A 23088-nucleotide genomic window follows, 5' to 3' on the forward strand; every position below is an offset into this window, starting at 1 on the left:
GCATGCCGTACGGTCCCCGGCGCGGCCGCGGTCACGGCGTCAGTTGAGGGCCGGTCTGCCGGCCTGCAACTTCCACAGGGTGGTGTAGGTGCCGCCGCGGGTGACGAGTTCGTCGTGCGTGCCTTGTTCGGCGACCAGACCGCCGGGGCCCATGACGTAGATCTGGTCGGCGCTCTGGACGGTGGACAGCCGGTGGGCGATGACGACCATCGTGCGGTCCGTGCCGAACGCGTGGAGCGCCTGCTGGATGACGGCCTCGGTCTCGTTGTCGACGGCTGAGGTGGCCTCGTCGAGGATGATGACGGGTGGGTCGCGCAGGATGGCACGGGCCAGCGCGATGCGCTGTTTCTGCCCGCCGGACAGGGCGGCGCCGCGTTCGCCGACGCGGGTCGCGTAGCCGTCGGGCAGGGTGTCGATGAAGGTGTCCGCCCCGGCGGTGCGGGCGGCGGCGACGAGTTGTTCCTCGGTGGCGTGGAAGACGCCGTAACGGATGTTCTCGGCGATCGTCGCGTCGAACAGGAACGGCTCCTGGGTGACGTATCCGATCGCGCGCCGCAGGTCGGGCAGGGCCAGGGTGCGGACGTCCGCGCCGTCGAGCAGCACCTGTCCCTGGTCGGGGTGGTGGAAGCGCATCAGCAGTTTGGCGATGGTGGTCTTGCCCGCGCCGCTGGTGCCGACGATGCCGATGGTCCGGCCCGGCGGGATCACCATGGACGTCTCGCGCAGCGCCGGTGACCGGCCGGGGTAGGCGAAGGTCACCCTGCGCAGTTCGATCTCCCCCTTCACCTCGGGGAGGGGGACCTCGCTGCCCTCCCTGAAGGGTTCGACGGGCAGGGTGTGCAGCCGCTCCACGCGGTCGAGTGCGGTGACGGTGCGCTGGTACTGGTCGGTGGTGGAGCCGAGCCGGGACAGCCGCAGCATGGCGATGCCCGGCATCTCGATCAGCGGGCCGAAGGCCGCGGTGGACAGGGTGCCCCGCAGCACGGACCGGCCGCCCAGCAGGACCGTGCCGACCAGCGCCGAACCGCCGGCCAGGCGCAGGATCTGCGGCGGGATCGCCGAGCTGCGTCCGGTGGCACGGTTGGCGTCGCTGCACTTGCGGTTCAGCTCGGTGATCCGGGCGATCTCGTGGTCCTCGGTGACCGCCGACTTGATGGTGGTGTGGGCGTGCAGGTTCTCGGTCACCCGGCCGTTCAGCCGGGAGCGTTCCTCGTCGGACGCGGTGTGACTGGTGATCGCGCGTTCGTGGAAGCGGAAGGACAGCCAGGACACCACCGGGATCGGCGCGAAGGCGATCCAGGCGATCTGCGGGGCCAGCAGCAGGAACGCCGGGACGAGCAGCGCGAGGGCCGTGCCCATCTGGACGACCTCGTGCATGTTCGACCCGACGAACGTGCCGATCTGGCCGATGTCCTCGGACAGCACGGCGTTGACCCGGCTGACCCGTTCGTTCTCGAGGTCGGCCGGCGCCACCCGCTGGACGTGTTCGTAGGTGCGCACCCGCCAGTCGTCCTCGATGTCCTGCGCGAGCCGACGCCAGGCGACGCTGGCGCCGTAGCCGGAGGCGGCCATCGCGAGACAGGCCGCTCCGGCGGCGCCCGCGAGCAGGGTGAGCTGGGCGGTGACACCGACCACGCCGAGCCCGGCCAGGGTGGCGCTGCCGCCTCTGGCGAGCAGCAGCACGATCGAGGGGGACAGGGCGAACAGCGCCATCTCGCCGAGCTGCGAGAGCCCGGACAGCAGAGCGGCCAGGCCGAACTTCCGCTTGTGCGGGCCGATGATGCGCCGCAGGGCATGGGGCCCCGGGGCGGCTCCGCCGGGCTCGTCGCGCGTGCGGCCGGACGTGCGCCAGGCACGGCGGACGACGGCCGCCGTAGCTCCGGCCGCGAGGCCGAGGGTGAGCAGGGGGCGGCTGAGTATCCTCAGCAGGAACGACCCGGCGCCTGTGACCGCGAGGGCCACACCGCCGGCGGCGAAGCCGAGCACTTTGGGCAGCCGGCTCCCGGCACTTCGCCCCTCCGCACCGAAGTCGCTCCGTCCCTCTGTGCGCGCTGCCGTCCTGTCGGGTCCCGGTTCCGCGGCGGGTCCGCGGCCCAGCAGCTTCGCCGCGGCCGTACGCAGGGCCGCCCAGGCGCGTTCGACGGCCCCGCGCAGCAGCCCCGCGGCCTGCCGCGGGGTGAGGGTGCGGTCGTGGCGCAGCAGCACACGGCCGGTCACGGGGCTGGCGCGCACCTCCTCGATGCCGGGTACGCGCCGGAGTTCGGCCTCCGTCAGCCGCGCCAGGGCGGGCCTGCCGCGCACGCGGTCCACTTCCCAGCGTTGGCGGCCGTGCACGATCGAACGCGGCCGCATGCTCGCTCTCGTACGGGTACGACAGGTCGTCGGGGTGTCAACGGGTGGGCTTTCGTGGTGCAAGGCCATCGTCACCATCACTGGTTCTCGGCGGTCATGTCGGTGTCCCGCCGTCCGACGAAGGTCCAGTAGCCGGAGATCGCCGCCTGGTCGATCTCCGGGATCTCGACCCCCAGGCGCCGCAGCCGGCGGACGGTCCGGTCGTTGTCGAACTCCGGCGCCGACTGCCGGACGGGCGGTGCTTGTTGCGCGTACTCCTCCAGGTGGGCCTGGTAGGGCAGGATCGGCAGTTGCTGTCCCCGGTCGGTGGCGCGGCGCAGCCGGTGCAGCCACTCGCCGAGCGGGACCTCTTCGCTGTTCGGGCCGTGCAGTTGGCCGTAGGCGGCCATGAAGGCGGCGGGGCCGGTGACGCGCGGGTGGTGGAGATGGTGCACCCGGCCGGTTGCGTCGTCGCCGAGCACCAACTGCACGACGGCGGCGGCGACGGTGTCCACGGGCAGCAGGGCCTCGTGCAGCATCGGTTCGGCCGGATGGCAGCCGAGCGCCGCGCAACTGGTCAGCAGCCGGGAGAACATGTCGTCCCGGCTGACGGTGCCGGTGGCGGTGTGTGCCCAGACGCGGCCCAGCCGGTGGATGCCGCCGCCCAGCCCGCGCGCGAAGGCGCGTTCCACCATCAGGTCGGCCACCCACTTGCTCGCCGCGTACCCCCTGCCGAACGGGTGCCGCTCGCCGTTGGTCGGCGAACTCTCGGTGATGACAGACGAGTTCGGGGCGCTGCGGAACACGCCGAGGGTGGAGAGGTGGTGGAAGGCCTTCGGGCGTCCCTCGGCCGCCAGGTGCAGCAGGGTCCGGGTGCCTTCGACGTTGGCGGGCTTGAGGCGGGTGTAGGGCGAGAGGTGGTGGACCTGCGCGCCGCTGTGCACGATCGTGTCGACGCTCTCGCGCAACCGCGCCCAGCGCGCCGGGCCGATGCCGAGACCGGCGGCGGCGAGGTCGCCATGGACGACGCTCAGCCGCGGATCGTCCGGTGCGGCCTTGATGCCGTACTTCCGCAGGGCCCCGGCCAGCCGCTCGTGTGCCTGGGCGGCGGTCCGCGCGCGCACGAGGCAGTGCACCCGGGCCGTCGTCCGCTCCAGCAGCTCGGCGAGCAGGAAGGCGCCGACGAAGCCGGTGGCGCCGGTCAGCAGGACCTCGGCCGGGGCACTCGCGCGAGGCGGGGAGGGGGCGAAGCGCAGGTCGGGGCTCAGCTCCGCCTCCGTGTCCGGCACCCAGGACGACACGGTGTGCGCGTCCTGGGTGTCCAGGCGGCGGGCCAGGCCCGCCGGGGTGGGTGCCTCCAAAAGCGCCGACAGAGCCGAGGGGACGGCCAGGGTCTCGCCGATCCGGCTGGCCAGGCGGGCGGCGAGCAGGGAGTGGCCCCCCAGGGCGAAGAAGTCGTCGTCGGCGCCGACCGCGGGGACGTCGAGTACTTCGGCGAACAGTTCGCACAGTGCCCGCTCCCGGGGCGTGCGCGGCGCGCGTCCGCCGGTGGTCGCGGCGGTCTCCGGTACGGGCAGTGCGGCCCGGTCGAGCTTGCCGTTCGGGGTCAGCGGCAGGGCGTCCAGCGTGACGAACGCGGCGGGCACCAGGTAGGCCGGGAGGCGCTGACGGAGGAAGGCGCGCAGGTCGGCCGGGTCGACCACGGCCCCGGCGGCGGGTACCGCGTAGGCGGCCAGGCGGGTGTCCCCAAGGCGGTCGGTGCGGGCGATCACGGCGGCCCCGGCGAGGCGGGGGTGGGCGGCGAGCACGGCCTCGACCTCGCCCGGCTCGACGCGGTGGCCGCGGATCTTGACCTGGTCGTCCGCCCGCCCGGCGAAGACCAACGGCCCGTCCGCGCGGCGGCGCACCAGGTCACCGGTGCGGTACATCCGCGTCCCCGGCGGACCGTACGGGTCGGCCACGAACCGCCCGGCGGTCAGCCCCGGCCGGCCCAGATAGCCGCGGGCCAGACCGGCACCGGCCACATAAAGCTCGCCGGTCACACCGGGCGGCACCGGCCGCAGCGCGGCGTCGAGCACGTAGGCGCGCAGGCCGCGCACCGGACGGCCCAGCACCGGCGTATCGGCACTGGCCAGGCGGGCTTGGAGCGCGTCGACGGTGCACTCGGTCGGCCCGTACATGTTGTGCGCCGTCAGTCCCTCCACCGCGCGCAGGTTCCGCCACAACGGGTCGGGAAGTTCCTCGCCGCCGAGCACGGCCACGCCCGGCCGCCACCGTCCGCCGGTGAACAGGCCCCGGTCGGCCAGGATGCGCAGGTAGGAGGGGGTGGCGTCGACCGAATCGATGCGGTGGCGGAGCAGCCAGGCCACGCACCGGTCGGCGTCCGCCCACGTACCGGCGTCCGGCACATGCAGTTCGTGCCCGGCCAGCAGCGCCGCCAACTGGCCCCAGGAGGCGTCGAAGGACACCGACGCGGTCAGCGCCACCCGCAGCCGCCGGCCCCCGGCCCGTACGGCGGCCGGACCGAACACCTCGTCCCGGTACTGCGCGGCGAGGTTGGCGACGCCCGCGTGCCGGGCCACCACGCCCTTGGGCCGCCCGGTCGAGCCGGACGTGTAGATCACGTAGGCCGGGTGGTCGGGCGACAGCCGGACCGCCGGATCGGTGTCCGGAAAAGCCTCCAGCGTCCGCACGCTTCCCGGAGCGTCCAGGAGCAGGCGCGGCACCTGTGTGTCGGCGAGGCCGCCGGACGCGGCGGTGACGGTGTCCGTGAGCAGGAGTGCGGGGCGCGCGTCCCCGACCGTGTCCGCGATACGGGAGGCCGGGTACGCGGGGTCCAGCGGCAGGTACGCGGCCCCCGCCTTGAGCACGGCCAGCAGCGCCACGACCAGACGGCCCGACCGGGGCAGCGCGAGCGCGACGACGTCCTCCGCACCGATGCCCCGGTCGGTCAGCGCGTGCGCCAGCCGGTTCGCGGAGGCGTTCAACTCGGCGTAGGTCAGGGGTGGTTCGGTGTCCGTGACGACGGCGACGGCAGTGGGTGCGGCACGTACCTGTGCGTGGAACAGCTCGGGCACCGTCGCGGCCGGTGCCTGCTCGGTCGGCGCTTCGCCGGTGTCGCCACCGAGGCCGCGGCGCTCCTCCTCGGACAGGATGTCGATGCGGCTGAGCGGAAGGCCCGGGTCCCGTACGACGGCCGCCAGCAGGCGTGCCCACTGTGCGGCCAGCTCCCGCACGGTCTCGTGGTCGAACAGGTCGGTGGCGTAGTTGAGGGCGCAGTGCAGGCCGAGACACTCGCCGTCCGTGGCGCGCTGTTCCCGGACACCGATGTCGAGGTCGAACTTGGCGGTCTCGGTCGACACCGGCACGCTGGACACGCGCAGTCCGGGCAGCGTGAACCCGCCGGAGTCGTCGGCGTCGAGGGAGAGCACGATCTGGAAGAGGGGGTGGCGGGCCGGGGACCGGGGCGGGTTCAGCTTCTCCACCAACTGCTCGAAGGGCGTGTCCTGGTGGGCGTAGGCCTCCAGTGCCGTACCGCGGACCCGGTCGAGGAGTTCGGTGAAGGCGGGGTCGCCCGAGGTGTCGGTGCGCAGCACCAGCGTGTTGACGAAGAAGCCCACCAGGTCGTCCAGGGCCTCGTCCGCGCGCCCGGCGGTGACCGTGCCGACCGGGATGTCCGTGCCCGCACCCACCTTGGTCAGCAGTGTCGCCAGACTCGCGTGCAGCACCATGAACAGGCTCGTCCCCGACCGGCGCGCCAGCCCGGTCAGGGCGGTGTGCAAAGAGGCGTCGAGGTCCAGCGTGACGCGGGCGCCGCGGTGCGAGGCGACGGCGGGACGCGGCCGGTCGCGGGGGAGCGCGATCTCCAACGGCAGATCCGCCAACACCGTTGTCCAATACTGAAGTTGACGGCCGGGCGGGCCGTCGGGATCGTCGCGGTCGTCCATGAGCCGGCGCTGCCACAGCGTGTGGTCGGCGTACTGCACCGGCAGGGGCTCCCAGGCCGGCCGGCGGCCCTGGCGGCGGGCCGCGTAGGCGGTCGCCAGGTCGCGGGCCACGGGCGTCATGGACCAGCCGTCGGCGGCGATGTGGTGGATCGCGAGCACCAGGACGTGCTCGGCGGGCCCCAGGGCGAACAGCTCCGCGCGCAGGGGCGGCTCGGCCGACAGGTCGAATGCGTGGCGGGCGGCCCGCTCGATGCCCGACCGCAGCGATTCCTCGTCGTCCACCTCCGTGACCGTGAGTGACGGCCGCGCCGCGGACGTGTCGAGGATCCGCTGGAAGGGCTCGCCGTCGACGTCCGGGAAGACCGTGCGCAGGCTCTCGTGCCGGTCCGTCACATCGCCCAGCGCCCGCTCCAGCGCCGCCCTGTCGAGCTCGCCGGTCAGCCGCCGCGCCCAGGGGATGTTGTAGGTGGCGACGGGCCCCTGCACCTGGTGCAGGAACCACAGCCGCTGCTGCGCGTACGACAGCGGAAGGGGATCCGGCCGCTCCTGGACGGTCAGCGCCGGGCGTTCCCGGTCCGCGCCGTCCAGCCGGGCCGCCAGCTGTGCCACCGTGGGCGCTTCGAACAGCACGGTCAGGGGCAGGTCCACGCCGAGCACGGCGCGGATCCGGGACACCAGCCTGACCGCCAGCAGCGAGTGCCCGCCCGCCTCAAAGAAGTGCAGGTCGGGCCCGGCCTGCCGCAGCCCCAAGAACTCGGCGAACAACTCGCGCAGCAGCTCTTCGCGCGGGGTGCGGGGGGCCCGTACGACGCAGGCGGAGGGCTCGTCGTGGGGTTCGGGCAGGGCGTCGCGGTCCAGCTTGCCGTTCGGGGTCAGCGGCAGCTCGTCCAGCAGCACGAAGGCCGACGGGACCATGTGCTCGGGCAGGGTCTCGCGCAGCCGGTCGCGCAGCCGCCGGGGCCGTGTCCCGTCCCCGTCCGCCACGACGTAGGCGACGAGCCGGAGGTCGCCCTGCTGCCGGTCGGGCCGGGCGAGCACCGCGGCCCGCACCACACCCGGGCACGCGGACAGCGCGGACTCGACCTCGCCCGGTTCGATACGGAAACCGCGGACCTTGACCTGGTGGTCGGCCCGGCCCACGTACTCCAGCTCGCCGTCGTCCCGCCACCGCACCACGTCGCCCGTCCGGTACATCCGGGTCCCCTGCGGTCCGTACGGGTCGGCCACGAACCGCTCGGCGGTCAGCGCGGGCCGGTGCAGATAGCCGCGTGCCAGGGAGGCCCCGGCGACGTACAGCTCGCCGGCGGTGCCCAGGGGCACCGGTTGCAGCGTGCCGTTCAGGACGTAGAGCCGGCTGCCGGGGATGGGCCGGCCGATCGGGGGTGCCGCGTCCGACGGTGTCAGGGGCCGGCTCAGGCTCGCCATGACCGTGGTCTCCGTCGGCCCGTACGCGTTGAGCATGCTCCGGTTCGGCGCCCACCGCGCCACCAGCCCCGGCGGGCACGCCTCGCCGGCTGCCACCAGCGTCGGAACACGCACGTCGCGCTCGTCCACCGCCGCCAGCGCGGACGGCGGCAGGACCGCGTGCGTGACGGACGCGCCGGGGTCGGTGAGGATCGACACGGGGTCGTCCGCGGGGGCGAGCACCAGCGTGGCCCCGGCCAGCAGGGCGGCGCACAGCTCCCACACGGAGGCGTCGAAACTGGGTGAGGCGAACTGGAGCATCCTGCTGTCCGGGGTGATGCGCAGACGCTCCGCCTGGCACCTCACCATGGAGGCGATGCCCATGTGGGTCACCGCCACCCCCTTGGGCCGCCCGGTCGACCCCGAGGTGTAGATGACATAGGCCGGGTGCCGCGGGTCCACGGTGGTGCCGGGGTCGGTGTCCGGCTGCCCCGCCGAGAGCCCGGCCACCGCCTGCGGACCGTCGATCACCAGGGCGGGGCGCGCGTCGGCGAGCATGAACTCCCGCCGCGCCGCCGGGTACCGCGGGTCCACCGGCAGATAGGCGGCCCCCGTCTTGAACACGGCGAGCACGGCCACCGTGAGCTCCACCGAGCGCGGCAGGGCGAGGGCGACGACGTCCTCCGCGCCGACTCCCCGGGCGGCCAGCGCGTGCGCGAGCCTGTTCGCGCGCGCGTTCAACTCCCCGTACGTCAGCGTCGTGTCGCCCGCCACCAGCGCCTCCGCGTCCGGCGCGCGGCGCACCCGCGCCTCGAACAGCACCGGTACGGGGACGGCGGGGGCACCCGACGCGGAGACGTCCCCCTGGTCGAGGAGGAGTCGCCGCTCGTCGGCCGAGAGCACGTCGGCCGTGCCGACCGGGCAGCCGGGGTCGAGGTCCGCCAAGTCGTCCAGCAGGCGCAGCAGATGCCGCTGCGCGTCCGCGAGTTCCCCGTTCCCGTACGCTCCGGGCGCCGCGTGCAGGCGCATGTGGATGCCTGAGCCGTCCCGGCGGTCCCACGCCATGATCATCAGGTTCGCGCCCAGCGGGAAGGAGAGGTTGTGCGCGACGCAGCGGTGGCCGGCGAAGGTGATGCCGTAGTCGAAGCCGATGAGGTTGACCACCGGAGAGAACGCGGCGCGGGCGCCCCGGGACAGGCCGAGGTCGCGGCGCAGGTCCTCCCCGCGGTAGCGCTGGTGCTCCATCGCCTCGCGCATCCGGTCGTCGACCTGCGCCAGCAGTTCGCCCAGCGGCATGTCGGGCCTGACCGTCACGCGCAGGGGCACGGCGTTGGCGAGCATTCCGGGCGTCGCACGGGAGGCCGGGTCCACCCGGCCCGACACGGTCAGGCCGATCGCCACGTCCTGATCGCCCGTCAGGCGGTGGGTGTACAGCGCCACGGCGGCGAACACGAAACGGAAACGGGAGACGCCGGCACGGGCTGCCGCCGCCTTCAGCGCCCGGGGACGCAGGAGCGGGCGTAGTCCGGTCTTCGGGACCGCGGCGAGTGCCGGGATGCCGGACGAGGCGGTCTCCCCGGCCGGGGCGAGCTCGGCCGTCGTACCCCTCGACGCGGGCGGCGGCACGGCGGTCCTCGTCCATCCGGACAGGTGCCGCATCCAGTAGGCGCGGTCGGCGACGCGGTCCCGGGAGGCCCGGTACTCCCTGTCGGCCCGCACCAGTTCGGACAAGGGCGCGAAGGGGCTCGGGTCCGTCCGCCCGCCCCCGGCAAGAGCCGTGTACACATCGGCGACCCGTCGTGCCACCAGGGCGTAGCCGAACGCGTCCACCGCCGCGTGGTGGTAGGTGTGGTACCACCAGAACCGGTCCGGGGCGAGCCGGAAGAGGGCGTAACTGAACAGCGGGCCGGCGGCCAGGTCCATGGGCCGGGCCAGGTCGGCGGAGATCCACGCGCGCGCGGTGGCCTCCGGGTCCGGCTCGTCGCCGGCGTCGACGTACGTGAGAACCCAGGGCGGTTCGCGCTCCAGCATCTGCACGGGGCCGTCCGCACCGGACACCAGGCGCACGCGCAACGCGTCGGTCTCGGACACCACTTGGCGCAGTGCCGCCCCGAACAGCTCCGGGTCGACCGGCCCGTGGATCTCCAGGTACTCGCCGAGACGCAGCGCCTGACGCGCGCGCGGGTCCGGGGAGCGCTGCTCGGCGAGCCAGATCTCGCGCTGCGCCGCGGTCACCGGCAGGATCTCCGCCGAGGAGTCCGCCGGGTCGTTCTCCGGTGGGGCGGGGGCCGGTGCGCGGCCCGCGCCGTGCTGAGCGGACGGCTGGTGACGGGACAACGGGAACCTCCTGGGAGGGGGCCGCGAACCCCTGGTCCTGACGGGTGAGTACCGACCGCGCGTACTCACGGGTCAGGGGGCGGTGTGCGCGGACCACTTGACGGCGGAGCGCCACTCGCGCGCGGCCGGACCGGACGGCGTACCTGCGTGACCGGAGTCCTTGCTGTCACTCATCGTGCCAGCGAGCAGGGCATACCCCTGGGCCTCAGAGGACTACTCCACCCGAAGGAATGACGTGCCGCGCCACGGCCGCGACACCCGCCGGAGTACGGGTGTCACGGCCGTGGTCCGGTGGCGGCTAGTCCCGCGCGGCGCCCCGGCGCAGATGGTGACTCACGTCGCCGACGAGGGTGATGCGGACGCGGCGCTCCGTGAAGCGCCACTGTCCGGCACGGCGCTCGAAACGGTCGTGGTAGCGGCCGCAGGCGATGGCCTGCAACGGCAGTTCGGGCAGGGCCTGGAACACGGTGACGTACGAGCGCGCGGCCGCCGTGCCCGCCTCCTCGTCGACCTCGACCGCGAGGTTGGTCGTGACGTGCTGGGTCCGCGGCGTGCCGTCGGCGTACACGATCAGGGTGTCCCGGAACATCCGCTCCAGTGCCTCGCGGCCGCTCACCGAGGGGCCGCTGCCGGTGAAGACGGCGTCGGCCAGCAGGTGGCCGAGGCCCGCGAAGTCGCCGTCGTCGACGAGTTCGGCGTAGCGCGCGATCAGGTTCTCGACGGCCCGGTGGCTCGATGCGGTGCCGGCGGGCGGCTGGACGGGTGTGGACACGGGTCTCCTTCGTCGGTGTGCGTGCGTCGAGGAGGGCGCGGCGCGTCACGTCCGCCAGCCGTACCGGCGTTCCGGGCGGCCCGCGGTGCCGTAGCGCAGGGACACGTCGGCGCGGCTCGTGGCGTAGAAGTGCTCCAGGTACCGGCGGGCGCTGACCCGGGAGATGCCGACCTCGGCGGCGCACTCGGCCGCCGACAGGGTGCCGTCGGCGGCGCGCAGGGCGCCCGCGATGAGGTCGGCGGTCTCGACGCTCAGCCCCTTCGGCAGGGTGTTGCCCCGCTGCGGCACCGCGCCGCCGACCAGGAACCGGTCCACGTCGGCCTGGCCGCGTACGACCGAGGTGAGCAGGCGGTCGCGCCGGTCCGCGTACCGCTCCAGGCGGGCGGCCAGGTCCTCCTGCTCGAAGGGCTTGAGGAGGTAGTCGACGACTCCCTGGCGGACGGCCCCGCGGACGCTCTCCGCCTCGCGGGCGGCGCTGATGACCATGACGTCGCAGTCGTGCCCGGCGGTCCGCAGCCGGGGGATGACGTCGAGCCCGAACATGTCCGGCAGGTACAGGTCGAGGAGGACGAGATCGGGGCGGAGCGTCCCGACGGCGGCGACGGCCTCCTCGCCGGTGCCCGCGGTGCCGACGACCTTGAACGGCGGTACGCGCTCGACGAAGGTGCGGTGGACGCGCGCCACCATGAAGTCGTCGTCCACGACGAGGACGTCGATCGTGCGGGTGGCACGGGTGCCGGCCGGTCCTGGCCGCGCTGGCATCGGGTTCATCGTGTCGGTCCTTCCGGCGCCTCGTCGGCGGGGTGGCTCACGGACATCCGGGCGGTGAACTGGGCGCCGTCGGCCGTGTTGGTCACGGCGATCTCGCCGCTGCGGCTCTCGCAGACGAGCCGGGTCAGGGCGAGGCCGATCCCGTGCTCGCCCTTGACGGCCGCCTTGGTGGTGAAGCCGTGGGTGAAGACCTCCTGGGCCAGCTCGGGCGCGACACCGGGGCCCGAGTCGCGTACGACGATCTCCACGCTGGAGGCGTCCTGGCGCAGCTCGACCTCCACCCAGGGGTCGCCGGTGCCCCGGCCCGGGGTGCAGGCGGCGTCGATCGCGTTGTCGACCAGGTTGCCGATGACGGTCGCCACGTCGGCGGCCTCGTCCGGTGCGAGGCGCCCCAGCGAGGTGTGGTCGGAGATCCGCAGCGTCACCCGGCGTTCGGCGGCGAGCGAGGACTTCGCCATGAGCAGCGCGGCGACGGCGGTGTCCCGCACCCGCTGTCCGATGGTCATGTCCAGGGACTGGCGGCGTCTGGTCACCGCCCGGATGTAGCGCACCACCTCCTCCTGCTCGCCGATCTGGATCAGCCCGGAGATGGTGTGCAACTGGTTCGCGAACTCGTGGGCCTGGGCGCGCAGCAGCTCGGCCGAGCTGCGGAACGAGCCGATCTCCTGCTCCAGGCGGGCCAGCTCGGTGCGGTCGCGCAGGGTCGTGACCGAGCCGAGCTCCCGGTCGCCCTTGGTGACGGTCATCCGGTTCATCACCAGGACGCGGCCGTGCCGCACCACCACCGCGTCCTGCCGGTCCCCGTGCTCGGCCGGCGTACCGCTGAGCACGTCCTTCAGCCGGCCCTCGATACCCAGCTCGGCCAGCGTCTGCCCGACGCAGTCCGCGGGCAGGTCGAGCAGCCGCCTGCCCATGTCGTTGACCAGGGTCAGCCGGAGCTGCGGGTCCAGGGCGATCACCCCTTCCGCGATCCCGTACAGCATCGCCTCGCGGTGTTCGGCCAGGCCCGTGATCTCCCGTGGTTCGAGGCCCAGCGTCTGCCGTTTGACCCGCCGGGACAGCAGCCAGGAGCCGCCCAGACCGAGCCCGCTGGCCACCCCGAGATACACCAGCAGGTACGAGGACGCGCCGCTGAACCGCTGCCACACGGTCGGGGACGCCGCGCCGACCATCACCGTGCCCAGGCGCTCGCCGACATGGCCGCTCGTCGCCCCGAGCACCGGCACCTGCGCCACCAGCTCATGGCTGCCGTCCCAGGTCAGCGAGCCCGACCAGCTGCGGCCCCGGCCGACACCCGCGTGCCGGGGCAGCTTCGAGCGGAGCACGGTCGGGTTCGTGGAACTCACGATGCGCCCCGAGGAGTCCGCGACCGTGACGGACGACACGTTGGACTGGACGAGGGTGGAGTGCACCAGGGTCGCGAGCGTCCGCTGCGGTGCCGGCCGGGCGAGCTGGTTGCGGACCAGCGGGTTGGCGGCGAGCTGTTCCGCCAGCGCCGAGACCCGCCGCCCCTCGACCCGGTTGAAGGTCGCCTCCGACTGGGCCAGGGACACCGCGGCGACCGCCAGGAGCACCACCACGACGATGGCGAGCTGGAGCACCAGCATCTCGCCCGCGAGGCTCTGGCGGCGGAACGTGGTGACCACAACGAACTCAATCTTTCCTGGTGACACAAGCTGGGGGGCTCGCCCGGCGAGGTGCACAATCATGACGTCCGCCCCGCCGACCGCGAAAGAGAGGGGCCATGAAAGCTCGTACCCGTGCCCCTCGCGCCCGCGGGGACGGACCGGTCCGCGCGGCCGGTGCCCTGCGCGTCCTCGCGGCCCTGTCACTGCTGCTGACGGCCGGCTGCGGGGCGTGGCCCGGAGCGGGACAGGACGCCGGCGACGACCTGCGCATCATGGTCCCGAACACTCCCGGGGGAGGATACGACACCACCGCGCGCACCGTGGCACGGGTCCTCGACGACATCGGTGCCGCCTCCGACGTGCAGGTCTTCAATGTTCCGGGGGCGGGTGGGACGGTCGGCCTGCAACGCCTCGTGAACGAACGGGGCAACGGCGGGCTCGCCCTCCAGATGGGTCTGGGCGTGGTCGGCGCCTCGCACGTCGCGCACGCGAGGGTGTCCCTGGACCGGACCACCCCTCTCGCCCGCCTGCTGGGGGAGCCGGGCGCGGTGGTGGTCCGCGACGACTCGCCCTACCGCACCATCGACGACCTGGTCACCGCGTGGAAGAAGGACCCCGCCGCGCTGACGGTCGGCGGCGGCTCCTCCGCGGGCGGCCCCGACCACCTGCTCCCGATGGAACTGGCGCAGGTCGTCGGCATCAGTCCCCGGAAGGTCGACTACGCCGCCTACGACGGAGGCGGCGGTGACCTGCTGCCCGCCCTGCTCGACGGGAAGGTCGACTTCGCCACGAGCGGGTTCGGCGAGTTCCTCGACCAGATCGACGCCGGTCAGCTGAGGGTCCTCGCCGTCACCAGCGAGCACCCGGTCGCCGCGCTGCCCGACGTCCCCACGCTCCGGGCCTGTGGCATCGACCTGGTCTTCAGCAACTGGCGCGGGGTGGTGGCCCCGCCCGGCATCAGCGCCGCCCAGCGGCGGCGCTGGGTGGACGCGCTGACCGCGCTGCACGCGTCCCGCCAGTGGAAGACGGCGCTCGCCCGGCACGGCTGGACCGACGCCTTCGCCACCGGGCACACCTTCGAGGCGTACCTGAAGCAGCAGGACAAGGCCGTGGCCCGCCTGGTGGCCCAGCTCGGTCTCGACTGACCCGTCCTGCCGCCGTACGCCCGACCGGCGCCGCCGGGCCCGCCCACATCACCGCTCCGCACCTCACCCGAGCCCGTCGCGCAAGACACCCATGCCCGTACGAAAGGCACCCGCATGACCTCACACACCTGGTGGCTGCTGCTCATCCTGACGGTGGCGATCGCGGCCCTCATCTACCTGATCAACGGGCGGCTGCGGGTCCATCCCTTCGTCGCGCTGATCGTGGTCACCGTCGCGACGGGCCTGGCGGCGGGCGAGCCCGTGGCCAAGCTGACCGAGTCGATCGAGGAGGGCGCGGGCGGCACCCTGGGCGACGTCGGCGTCACGCTCGCGCTGGGCGCGATGCTCGGCCGGCTGCTGTCCGACTCCGGGGCCACCGACGCCATCGCGCACGCCCTCGTCGACCGGGCGAGCGTCAGCCGGCTGCCCTGGTTGGTCGGGGCTGCGGCCTTCGTCATCGGCATCCCGATGTTCTTCGAGATCGGGCTGATCGTGCTGCTGCCGCTGATCTTCAGCGTGGCCCGGCGCATGGAGGAGCGCGGCGGCGCCAACGGCTCCCCGTACGTCCTGCTCGGGGTGCCCGCCATCGCCTCCCTGTCCACGCTGCACGGCATGCTGCCGCCGCACCCCGGACCGCTGACCGCCCTGACAGGTCTGCACGCCGACCTCGGTCTCACGCTGGTCGTCGGTCTCGTCTGCGCCCTGCCCACCGTCGTCCTGGCCGGTCCGGTCTACGCGCGCTGGATAGCCCCCAGGCTGCCCGACGTCCGTCCGGACGCGGCGCTGGTCGCGCAGTTCACCGGCACGGGTACGGGCAGCGGCACGGGTACCGGCGCGGGTGGCAAGACGGGTGCGTCCGCCGGGGTGTCCGGGCCCGGTGCGCAGGCGAGTGCCGACGTGAAGGCCCGCCGGGAGGTGCCGACCGCGCTCGCCGTGGCCGCCGTACTGGTCCCGGTCGCGCTGATGCTGCTGCGTACCCTGGCCGAGACGACGCTCGACGAGTCCGGCGCGTTCGCGCAGGCGCTGACCTTCATCGGCGAGCCGCTGGTGGCCATGCTCGCGGGGCTGCTCTTCGCCCTCGGCGTGACGTTCGCCCGCGGGAACCGGTCCGGGGACGAGGTGCGCGACTCCCTGACCGGAAGCCTGAAGTCGATCGCCGCGATCCTCCTGATCATCGGCGGCGGCGGTGCCTTCAAGCAGGTGCTCCAGGACTCCGGGATCGGCGACGCGATCGCCGACGCGGCCAAGGGCGCGCACATCAGCGTCATCCTGCTGGGCTGGCTGATCGCCCTGCTGCTCTCCCTGACCACGGGTTCGGCGACCGTCGGCATCGTCTCCGCCACCGGCATCGTGGCCCCGCTGATCGGCGACACGGGCGGCCTCCAGGCGTCCCTGCTCGTCATCGCCATCGGCGCCGGCTCCATCGGTCTCAACTACGTGAACCACGCCGGGTTCTGGCTGGTGAAGGAGTCCTTCGGCATGGACCTGAACCAGGCGGCCAAGACGCAGACGGTCGTGCAGACCCTGGTGAGCGTCTTCGGCCTGGGCATGGCCCTGCTGCTGTCGGTGTTCGTCTAGGGCCCTTCTCACGACCGCAGTTCCAGTGAGATGTGCGGGAACAGCGCGCGCAGGAAGTCGGTCGCGTCGAAGATGCGGCCCGCGGAGGCGACGCCCGTCGTCCTGGTCCGGCCCGTGAGGATGCGGTCGAGCGCCTCCACCGCCAGCGGCGCGGTGATGGCGTAGATGTCCTGGCCCCGTGCCGCGGCCCGGCGTTCCTCCGCGCCGCGGCGCACGACGACGTCGACGAGGAAGGTCTGCTCGGAGCGCCCGTCGTCGTCGGTCGCGGCCGGTGCCGGGGTCGCCGGGTCCGACAGGTCCCTGGCGGCCTCGGCCGTCATGTAGTTGCGCACGTCCGGGATGGACAGATGGCTGGGTACGGTGACGGAGTCGGCCATCGTGAAATCCCCGACGACGGTCCGCGCGCCCATGGGCTCGGGGAACGGCCACTCCAGGGTGGGCGGCGCGTCCTGGTGGTACTCGAGACGCCCGTTCGCGTAACGGACGCGCCGGCCGTCCCGCCGCTCGTGCGACACCACACCCGAGGCACGGGTCCCCGCGGTCGGGTGCCAACCGCTCAGCCCGTACGCGATGTGCGCCTCGTCGGCCGCGGTCCAGTCGCCCATCGCCGCCGTGACCAGCAGGTCGCCGAGGCCGCCGTAGAACGCCATGGCGGGGACGACCACGGCTCCCGCGGCCCGGGCGCGCCCCGTGAAGTGCGCGAACGTGTCGGCGTTGGCCTCGATCTCGGCCGCCACGTCGACGTAAGGGATCCCGGCGCGCAGCGCCGCCTCGATCACCGGTGCGGCCGTCGAGGCGAAGGGCCCGGCACAGTTGATCACGGCCGCCGTGCCGGCCAGCGCGCGGTCGAGCGAGGCCGGGTCGCCGACCGTGGCCGGTCTGACCTCCGACTCGGGACCGGCCGCCGCCATCTCCGTCAGCTTGCCCGCGTCGCGTCCGGACAGGACCGGGACGAACCCGCGCTCCCGCAACCGCGCCACCACGAACCGTCCGGTGTGCCCGTACGCGCCGAACACCGCCACCGTGGGTGCCGATCCCATATGACTGCCCTCCCGTGATCCGTCTGCTCCGTCGCGGAACATCCTTCCGAGGGGTGGCCTGCGGCACTAGTGTCCGGAACGACACGGCCCGTACAATTCCGGACGTGAGAACTGTCGCGCTGGCCGTCACCGACGGCATGCTGCACTTCGAACTGTCCATCGCCTGCGAGGTCTTCGGCCCCGCACCGGCCGATGTGACGGTCCCCTGGTACGACCTCGCCGTCTGTGGTTCCGCGCCCGTACGGGTCGGCGGGTTCCGGCTGGCGCCCGAGCACGGCCTCGACCGGCTCACGCGGGCCGACACCGTGATCGTCCCCGGCTGGGCCGACGTCGACGTGGACCCGCCCGCCGACCTGGTCGACGCCGTGCGCGCCGCCCACGCGGCAGGCGCACGCGTGGCCTCGCTCTGTACGGGCGCCTTCGTCCTGGCCGCCGCGGGCCTGCTCGACGGCCGCCGCGCGACCACGCACTGGGCGCACACCCGGGTCCTGGCCGACCGCCATCCCCGCGTGACGGTGGATCCGGACGTCCTCTACGTCGACAACGGCAGCGTGCTCACCTCCGCGGGCAAGGCCGCCGCCATGGACCTGTGCCTGCATCTGATCCGGCTCGACCACGGCTCGGCGATCGCCAACACGGTCGCCCGCCGGCTGGTGGTGCCACCGCACCGGGACGGCGGCCAGGCCCAGTTCGTCACCACACCCGTACCGGCCCCGGACAACGCGCCGCTCGGCGGACTGCTCCCCTGGGTGCTCGAACGGCTCGACGAGCCGCTGACGGTTCAGGACCTGGCCCGCCGGGCCGGGATGAGCTCGCGCCACCTGGGCCGCCACTTCAAGTCCGTGACCGGCACCACCCCGTTGCAGTGGCTGCTGACCCAACGGATCCGCCACGCACAGGAGTTGCTGGAGACCACCAACGACGGCATCGACTCCATCGCGACGGCCACCGGCATGGGCACCGCCACGACACTGCGGCGCCACTTCAACCGCACGGTCGGCGTGCCGCCGGACGCCTACCGGCGCACCTTCCGCGCACGCTCCCGCTCCACGGAGCAGTGACCTGCCCTTGTCGTCCTGGTTCAGGACCGCTCGGCGCGGTACAGGCCCCGGCCCGCGCGGCGGATCCGGGACGTGCCGACCAGCCGGTCGAGGGTGCTGCGCACGGCGTTGATGCTTCCGCTGTCGGTGTCGCGGCCCAGCGCCGCGGCGACGTCACGGGCCCGCACGTCGGCGTCGCCCGCCTCGGCGAAGTACTCCAGGATCTGCTCGGTCAGCTTGCCGTACTTCTTCCGGGGCTGTCCGTCGGTGTCGGTGTCGATGTCGGTATCGGCGTCAGCGCCGGTGTCGGCATCCGTGTCGGTGCCGGTGCCGGTGCCGGCGGGGACGGCCTCCACCGCCCCCGCCGACACCGGCGCGGCGGCCGAGGCGCGCATCAGGGGCTCCAGCGCACTCAGGGTCCGCTGTACCGAGCCGAGATGGGCCACGACCGCCGCCAGTTCCCGTTCCAGCGCCTGCTTCTGCAGTTTCAGGCGGGCCAGATCCGCCTGGAGGCTCTCGGTGGTGACCTCAATGTTGTGCGCCGCCGCGGAAACCATGTGTTCCTCTCGTCCTCGACCCCACCTGCAACGTCCCGGCTCACTTCCGGTACCGCTCGGCCGGAACACTGGTACGGGTCGTCCCCGGACATCATAGTGTTCCGCGCCGAACGCAACAGCTTGTGATCGGTTACTCGAAGTCGCAGCCGGGGTTGGCGGCGTCGCGGGAGAGGGGCGCGCCGTGCGGCAGGACGTAGAGGACGTCCAGGACGACGTCGGTGGTGCCGAGGTTCCGGCCGATGTGCACATGGTCGGCGCCGGAGGGCTCCGTCAGGAAACTGCCCCGGGAGTACACACCGTCGGACGCGCAGCCGGAGTCGAAGTGGCTGAGCGTGCCCTGCTTGACGTAGCCGTACAGCGTGCCGTCGTGGAAGTGCCAGCCGGTGGCCTGGGACGGCGGGATGGTTATCTCCCGCAGGATGTAGTCGGTCCCGTCGACGGTGTACTGGGAGATGACCTTGCCCGTCACCCCGGGACCCGCCGGGGTCGCGTGGGCCACCCCGGGGAGGGACAGGGCGGCGAGCAGGGCCGCGACGGTGCCTGATCTGGACAGAGTGCGCATAGTGACCTCGTTCTCCGTGAGGTTTCGGTGTCACACGGTTGGTGAAAGAAGGGACCGGACAGCGGCTCCTGTTGTGACAGGGGCCCGTGGTCCGGTCGTTGCGCGCGGTCGCGTGTCAGTGGTCCAGCGAAGCCACGTACGGGGCCAGCTTGGCCGGGTTCATGACCCACATGACGCGCTCGATGCCCTGCTCCGACACATCGACGGAGAGCAGGGCCACCGCCTGCCCGCCGGCCGAGACCAGGACGGCCGGGCGGCCGTTGGCCTCGACCCAGCGGACCTCCGACGGGGGCCAGAACCGCGGGGCGAAGGCGGCCAGGTACTTGGCGACGCGAAGGCGCCCGGCGACCGGGATCCTGGACGCGCCGCGCACCCCTCCGCCGTCCGAGTAGCTGACCACGTCCGCCGCGAGGACCTCTTCGAGGACCGCGAGGTTGCCGGACTGCGCCGCGTCGAGGAACACCTCCAACAGCCGCCGGTGCGCGGTGGCGTCGACCGGCTTCCTGCGCTCGGCCGACAGATGCTTCCTGGCACGGCTCACCAGCTGACGCGTGTTGGCCTCGCTCGTCTCCAGGATCTCCGCGATCTCGTTGTACGGGTACTCGAAAGCCTCCCGCAGCACGTACGCGGCACGCTCCACGGGGTTCAGCTTCTCGAGGAGGAAGAGCACCGCGAGATCCAGCGCCTCGGCCCGTTCCGCGCCGAGCTGCGGGTCCGCGCTCGTGTCGACGGGCTCGGGCAGCCAGGGCCCGATGTGCGACTCGCGCCGCACCCTGGCGGACTGGATGTGGTTGATCGCCAGCCGGGCGGTGACCGTGGACAGGAAGGCCGCGGGCTCGTGGATCTCGGAGCGGTCGGTGCGCTGCCACCTCAGCCACGCCTCCTGGAGGATGTCCTCGGCCTCCGTGGCACTGCCGGTGACACGGTAGGCGATGCCGAAGAGCCGGGGACGCGCCGCGACGAACTCCTTCGTCGCCCGGTCGAGGGAGTCGTCGAGGGAGTCTGTGTCATGCCCGGCGCGCATAGCTGTCCTCGATGTCCTCCAGTAGTGGATCGCCATGCTACAAGCCGGTGCACGGGCCAACTGGCGTCGCCCCGTGCGGTTTCCGGCCGTTCCGCGCTAGCCGAACTGTCCGGGCTGGTAGCTCCCGGCGGGCTGCTGGTTGATGACGTTGATGCGGTTGTAGGCGTTGATGGTGGCGATGAGCGAGATCAGGGCGACGAGCTGCTCCTCGTCGTAGTGCTTGGCGGCGTTCGCCCAAACCTCGTCCGTGACCCCGCCCGCCGCGTCGGCGATACGGGTGCCCTGCTCCGCCAGCTCCAGGGCGGCACGCTCGGCGTCGGTGAAGACGGTCGCCTCGCGCCAGGCCGCGACCAGGTGGAGGCGCTGGGCGGTCTCGCCGGCGAGCGCGGCGTCTGTACTGTGCATGTCGGTGCAGAAGCCACAGCCGTTGATCTGGCTGGCGCGGATCTTGACCAGCTCCTGGACCGCGTCGGGCAGCGTCGAGTCCGAGACGGCCTTGCCGGCCGAATTGATGTGCTTCAGCACCTTGCCCGCGAGCGGGTGGCCGAAGAAGTCGAGACGCGATTCCACGGTGTTCTCCTTGCCCTATGACGGATACACAGTGTTGACCGGGGTGCCCCGCGATCTGTGACAGCGGCACCGCGTCGGATCCCGGCGTCAGGAAACAGCCGCAGGAGACGGCCGCAGGAAACGGCCGCAGGGGATGGTGTCAGGCGATGGCCTTGCGAGTCGGCGTCAGGAGCTGGTGAGGACGACGAGCCGGCTGGTCGCCCGGGTCATGGCGACGTAGCGGTCGACCGCGCCCTCGATGCCCGTGCCGAAGCCCGCCGGGTCGACGACGACCACGAGGTCGAATTCGAGCCCCTTGGACAGCTCCGGGGTCAGCGAGCGGACGCGGGAGGTCGCCCGGAACGCGGGATCGCCGATGACGCAGGCGGTCCCGTCGGCATGGGCGGCGAGCCAGCTGCCGAGGACCGAGTCCAGCTCCGAGACGGAGCCGTGGGTGACGGGGATGCCGCTGCTGCGGACCGAGGCCGGCACGTTGGCGTCCGGGAGCGCGGCCCGGATGACCGGCTCGGCCTCCGCCATGACCTCCTGCGGGGTGCGGTAGTTGATGCTCAGGGAGGCCAGGGTGATCCGGTCGAGTCCGATCCGTTCGAGCCGCTCCTGCCACGACTCGGTGAAGCCGTGCCTGGCCTGGGCGCGGTCCCCGACGATGGTGAAGCTCCGCGACGGGCACCTCAGCAGGAGCATCTGCCACTCGGCGTCGGTCAGTTCCTGCGCCTCGTCCACGACGATGTGCGCGAACGGTCCGGCGAGCAGGTCGGCTTCCGCGGTGGGCAGTTCCGCCTCGTCCACCAGACTGACCTGGGCGTCCTGGCCGCGCAGCATCCGTACCAGGCCCTCGCCCCCGTCGCCGTCCGCGCCGGAGTCGGCCGCCGCGTCGATGAGGTTGTCCACGACCTGTGCCATGCGCTCGCGCTGGGCGGCGAGAACGGCCTCGTTCCGGAGCCTGCGCCGGGCCGCGTCCGGGTCGCCGAGCCGCTGCCGTGCCGCGTCGAGGAGCGGCAGGTCGGACACCGTCCAGGCGTGGGCGTCTTCGCGTCGCAGCGTCGCTACGTCGTCGGGACCGAGCCAGGGGGCGCACATCCGCAAGTAGGCGGGCACCGACCACAGGTCGCCGACGACGTCGGCGGCTTCGAGCAGCGGCCACGCGCGGTGGAAGGCGGTGAGCAGTTCCCGGTTGCGGCGCAGCGCGCCGCGGAGCAGCTCCTCCGGGGCGTCGCCGTCGTGCTTGTCGACCAGGATGGTGAGCAGTTCCTCCCACACCTGCTCGCGCGCCTCGTTGTGCGGAGTGCCGGGCCCCGCCGACTCGAACGCCACGGCCCATTCGCCGGCGCTCAGCCGGATGTCGTCCCAGGGTGTGGAGACCGTCATCCCCTCGGCGGGCGGTTCCTCGTAGAACCGTACGGCCGTCTCGATCGCCTTCACCATGTCCGCGGACGCCTTCAGACGGGCCACGTCCGGGTCGGACTCGACGGCTGCCTCGGCGCCCTCGGCGACGAGGTCGCGCAGGACGCAGGTCTGCACGCCCTCCTCGCCGAGGCTGGGCAGTACGTCGGAGACGTAGGCGAGGTAGGGCCGGTGCGGGCCGACGAACAGGACGCCGCCACGGCGGTGGTCGAGCCGGGGGTCGGAGTGGAGCAGATAGGCGGAACGGTGCAGGGCTACGACCGTCTTGCCGGTGCCGGGACCGCCGTCCACGACGAGGGCGCCACGCGAGCCCGCGCGGATGACGGCGTCCTGGTCGGCCTGGATGGTGCCGAGCACGTCGCGCATCCGGTCCGACCTGGTGCCGCCCAGACTGGCGACGAAGGCGGACTGGTCGTCGAGCGCGGCGTGCCCGGCGAAGCCGTCCGGGGTGAACACCTCGTCCCAGTAGTCCCCGATCCGGCCGTGCGTCCAGCGGTACCTGCGGCGGCTCGCCAGTCCCATCGGGTTGGCGTGCGTGGCTCCGAAGAACGGCTCGGCCGCGGGGGAGCGCCAGTCGAGCAGCAGCCGGCGGCCGGTACGGTCCGTGAGGCCGAGCCGTCCGACGTAGACCGGCCCGGAGCCGTCCGCGCCGGCCATGTGCCCGAGACACAGGTCGAGCCCGAAGCGGCGCAGGGTGCGCAGGCGCGCGGTCAGCCGGTGGATCTCGATGTCCCGGTCCATCGCCTGCTGCCCCAGGCCGCCGGGCGCCCGGCGCGCGGCGTCGAGCTGCTCGGACAGCTCGGCGACCGACTGCTCCAGACACTCCGCGAGGGCCGCGAAGTGCCGCTCGTCGTCGGCGATCAGCGCCGGGTCCGCCTTGGCGGAGAGCCGACCGGGTAGGTCGAACGCGCTGGTGGTGAGGGGTTTCACGGGATCAGCTCCGATCGTGGCCGGGTGCGGTCGTGGCACTCCCCATGT

The 23088-nt window shown here is 73.0% G+C and carries 14 protein-coding genes; 3 read left to right on the forward strand and 11 right to left on the reverse strand.

Features of this window, described 5'->3' with window-relative positions; translation table 11 throughout:
* Positions 1–39: 39 nt before the first annotated feature.
* The 5 genes from ACFV6E_RS04665 to ACFV6E_RS04685 form a co-directional block, all read right to left on the reverse strand.
* Positions 40–2352: an ATP-binding cassette domain-containing protein gene (locus tag ACFV6E_RS04665; protein WP_385459377.1), complete on the reverse strand. Its 2313-nt coding sequence runs from the start codon at positions 2350–2352 to the stop codon at positions 40–42.
* A gap of 77 nt (positions 2353–2429) precedes the next feature.
* Positions 2430–10019 carry an amino acid adenylation domain-containing protein gene (locus ACFV6E_RS04670; RefSeq protein WP_385459379.1) on the reverse strand — a complete coding sequence of 2530 codons (7590 nt, stop codon included), beginning with the start codon at positions 10017–10019 and terminating at the stop codon, positions 2430–2432.
* Positions 10020–10317: 298 nt separating this feature from the next.
* Complete coding sequence (locus tag ACFV6E_RS04675; RefSeq protein ID WP_385459381.1) at positions 10318–10791, reverse strand: nuclear transport factor 2 family protein; 474 nt, start codon at positions 10789–10791, stop codon at positions 10318–10320.
* Positions 10792–10836: 45 nt separating this feature from the next.
* A complete protein-coding gene (locus ACFV6E_RS04680; RefSeq protein ID WP_385159411.1) occupies positions 10837–11562 on the reverse strand; it encodes a response regulator in 726 nt (241 codons plus the stop codon).
* The gene (locus ACFV6E_RS04685; RefSeq protein ID WP_385159409.1) at positions 11559–13208 is read right to left on the reverse strand and encodes an ATP-binding protein; all 1650 of its coding nucleotides are present in this window, start codon (positions 13206–13208) and stop codon (positions 11559–11561) included. The genes ACFV6E_RS04680 and ACFV6E_RS04685 overlap by 4 nt, the downstream gene beginning before the upstream one ends.
* A 98-nt stretch (positions 13209–13306) precedes the next feature.
* Between ACFV6E_RS04685 and ACFV6E_RS04690 the strand changes: the two genes are divergently transcribed.
* Positions 13307–14335 carry a Bug family tripartite tricarboxylate transporter substrate binding protein gene (locus ACFV6E_RS04690; RefSeq protein ID WP_385159407.1) on the forward strand — a complete coding sequence of 343 codons (1029 nt, stop codon included), beginning with the start codon at positions 13307–13309 and terminating at the stop codon, positions 14333–14335.
* Between the two features lie 114 nt (positions 14336–14449).
* Positions 14450–15913 carry a GntP family permease gene (locus ACFV6E_RS04695; protein ID WP_385459383.1) on the forward strand — a complete coding sequence of 488 codons (1464 nt, stop codon included), beginning with the start codon at positions 14450–14452 and terminating at the stop codon, positions 15911–15913.
* A gap of 8 nt (positions 15914–15921) precedes the next feature.
* Here the strand turns inward: ACFV6E_RS04695 and ACFV6E_RS04700 are convergent, their stop codons facing one another.
* The gene (locus ACFV6E_RS04700) at positions 15922–16953 is read right to left on the reverse strand and encodes a saccharopine dehydrogenase family protein (RefSeq protein WP_385159403.1); all 1032 of its coding nucleotides are present in this window, start codon (positions 16951–16953) and stop codon (positions 15922–15924) included.
* A gap of 104 nt (positions 16954–17057) precedes the next feature.
* Between ACFV6E_RS04700 and ACFV6E_RS04705 the strand changes: the two genes are divergently transcribed.
* Positions 17058–18014 (forward strand): helix-turn-helix domain-containing protein, encoded by a 957-nt coding sequence (locus tag ACFV6E_RS04705; RefSeq protein WP_385459385.1) that lies wholly within the window; start codon positions 17058–17060, stop codon positions 18012–18014.
* Positions 18015–18034: 20 nt separating this feature from the next.
* Here the strand turns inward: ACFV6E_RS04705 and ACFV6E_RS04710 are convergent, their stop codons facing one another.
* The 5 genes from ACFV6E_RS04710 to helR form a co-directional block, all read right to left on the reverse strand.
* Positions 18035–18550, reverse strand: a complete 516-nt coding sequence (locus ACFV6E_RS04710; RefSeq protein ID WP_385459387.1) for a hypothetical protein — start codon at positions 18548–18550, stop codon at positions 18035–18037.
* A 130-nt stretch (positions 18551–18680) separates the two neighbouring features.
* Positions 18681–19112 carry a cupin domain-containing protein gene (locus tag ACFV6E_RS04715; RefSeq protein WP_385159397.1) on the reverse strand — a complete coding sequence of 144 codons (432 nt, stop codon included), beginning with the start codon at positions 19110–19112 and terminating at the stop codon, positions 18681–18683.
* 115 nt (positions 19113–19227) lie between these two features.
* The gene (locus tag ACFV6E_RS04720; protein ID WP_385159395.1) at positions 19228–20136 is read right to left on the reverse strand and encodes an RNA polymerase sigma-70 factor; all 909 of its coding nucleotides are present in this window, start codon (positions 20134–20136) and stop codon (positions 19228–19230) included.
* Between the two features lie 96 nt (positions 20137–20232).
* Positions 20233–20706: a carboxymuconolactone decarboxylase family protein gene (locus ACFV6E_RS04725; protein ID WP_385459389.1), complete on the reverse strand. Its 474-nt coding sequence runs from the start codon at positions 20704–20706 to the stop codon at positions 20233–20235.
* Positions 20707–20871: 165 nt separating this feature from the next.
* Positions 20872–23040, reverse strand: a complete 2169-nt coding sequence (gene helR / locus ACFV6E_RS04730) for an RNA polymerase recycling motor ATPase HelR (protein WP_385459391.1) — start codon at positions 23038–23040, stop codon at positions 20872–20874.
* Positions 23041–23088: the final 48 nt, after the last annotated feature.

Origin of the sequence: Streptomyces sp. NPDC059785 (genome assembly GCF_042732375.1) — a bacterium.
In the GTDB taxonomy this organism is placed as follows: Bacteria; Actinomycetota; Actinomycetes; order Streptomycetales; family Streptomycetaceae; genus Streptomyces.